This is a genomic window from Actinomycetospora sp., assembly GCF_055612215.1.
In genome coordinates this window covers 1-1,820 of sequence record NZ_JBVPVA010000984.1, presented here as the reverse complement: position 1 = coordinate 1,820, position 1,820 = coordinate 1, and the positions used below count along the sequence as shown (strand labels likewise).

The window sequence follows — 1,820 nt, the reverse complement described above, 5'->3', positions numbered from 1 at the left end:
CTCCCCGTCGCTGCGCTCGCCCCGGTCTGGCCCGGGAAGCTGCAGCCCACGACCCACCACAGCTCGGCGGGGAGCACCGCAGGGGCGCCTGCGGTCGTCCGGGGGTCGTCCGCCGACCACCGGGGGGCGGCCGCCCCGCCGACCGCGACGACGTCGTCGTCGAACGCCGCGAGCAGCCGGGCGAGCCAGTCCGGGCGGGCCGCGGCGTCGTCGTCGAGGAAGGCGACGACCTCGGGGAGGCCCCCGTCCTCGGCGAGCACGTCGATCGCGGTGTTCCGGGCCCCGGAGAGCCCCTGGCGCCGCCGGTTCTCGACGACCTCGACCCCGTCACCGAAGAACCCGGAGGCCCGCACGGCGAGGCCGGGGTGGTGGTCGACGACCAGCAGGACCCGCTCCGGCCGGTGGGTCTGCGCGGCCAGCGAGGCGATGGCCGCGCGGAGGTCGTCCCACCGGCGCTCGGTGTAGGCGCAGACGACGACGGCGCACGTCGGGAGCGGTGCGGACGGTTCCTGGGGGACGGTCACGGGACTCTGCCTCCGGGTGGGGCGGGATGGGTGGCGGATCAGGCCGCGAGCGGACGCTCGTCGGACACGGGCGCCGGGCGCCCGATCGAGGTGACGGTCGCCTCGGCCGGGGCGGCGGCCTCGTCGAGGACGGCGACGGCCTCGTCGGCCACCGGTGCCGGCACCACCGACAGCGGCGTGGCCGGGGCGAGCGGAGCGACGGGGGACGCAACCGGGGCGAGCGGAGCGAGGGTGGCGAGCGCTGCGGCCCGGCGGGCCGGGCGGCGGCGGACGACCGGGGCGCACTCCCGGGCGAGGGTGCGCAGCACCCGCGTGCCGTCGGCGAAGGTGCGCAGGTTGGTCTCGCCGTGGATGCGCTCGCGCTCGGTGCTCGCGACCTCCGCGATCTTCAGGCCGGCGAGGGAGAAGCGGCAGGTCAGCAGCGTCTCGATCTCGAAGCCGTCGCCCCAGACCATCGTCGTGGGCGGGACCGGGAGGTCGAGGGCCGGGAGGTCGAGCACCGGCAGCACGTCGCGCCAGAAGGCGTTGTAGCCGTAGCAGAGGTCGCTGTACCGGGTGCCGAGCGCGACGTTGGCCAGCCCGTTGAGGCCCGCGTTCCCGAGGCGGCGCAGCCGGGTGATGTCCTCGCTGCCCGCCTCGGCGGCCTGCGCGAAGCGGGTGCCCTTCGCGACGTCGGCCCCGGCGGTGAGCGCCCCGACGAAGGCCGGGATCTCGAAGGGGTCGGCGGAGCCGTCGGCGTCGAACATGACGATCACGTCGCCGGTCGCGGCCGCGAACCCGCACGCCAGCGCGTTGCCCTTCCCCCGGCGGGTCTGGGTGACGACGACGGCGTCCGGGCGCAGACGCCGCGTGACGGCCACGGTGTCGTCGGCCGAGTGGCCGTCGACGAGGACGACCTCGGCGTGCGTCGGGAGGTAGGGCAGGACGATCTCGAGATTCCGGGCCTCGTTGCGGGCCGGGACGATCACGGACAGCGTCGGGAACTGATCGCGGGGCATGGCGGGAGCTCCTCGGTCTCGAGAGGACTCGTAGTCACTCTTCGTCGCATTCGGGCTAACGCATACACCCGTTTGGGCGTCTGCGAGAGCAGACGTTAGACCACTTGGGGGTATCCAGCTCAAGAAGAAGCTCCGCAGAGTGACTGGCAACTCAGATGCGCACGACCGAATCGGTCACTTCCGACACGGGCGGGGCCGCACGGGGACGGAGCGGGGCCGGTTGCTCACGGCGGGTGACGTCGATGGCCCGGCGGTCGGTGCGGTGCGGGCCGTCGGTACGCTGGGGTCGATCCACTTC

At 74.6% G+C, this 1,820-nt stretch carries 2 protein-coding genes; both read right to left on the bottom strand.

The features are described 5' to 3' along the window. A partial coding sequence (locus AC0CYZ_RS26805; protein ID WP_472221048.1) for a glycosyltransferase family 2 protein occupies positions 1-524 on the bottom strand: 524 nt, incomplete at its 3' end. A gap of 38 nt (positions 525-562) precedes the next feature. Further along, entirely contained in the window at positions 563-1,522 is a 960-nt protein-coding gene (locus tag AC0CYZ_RS26800) for a glycosyltransferase family 2 protein (protein WP_472221046.1), read from the bottom strand. Positions 1,523-1,820 lie beyond the last annotated feature (298 nt).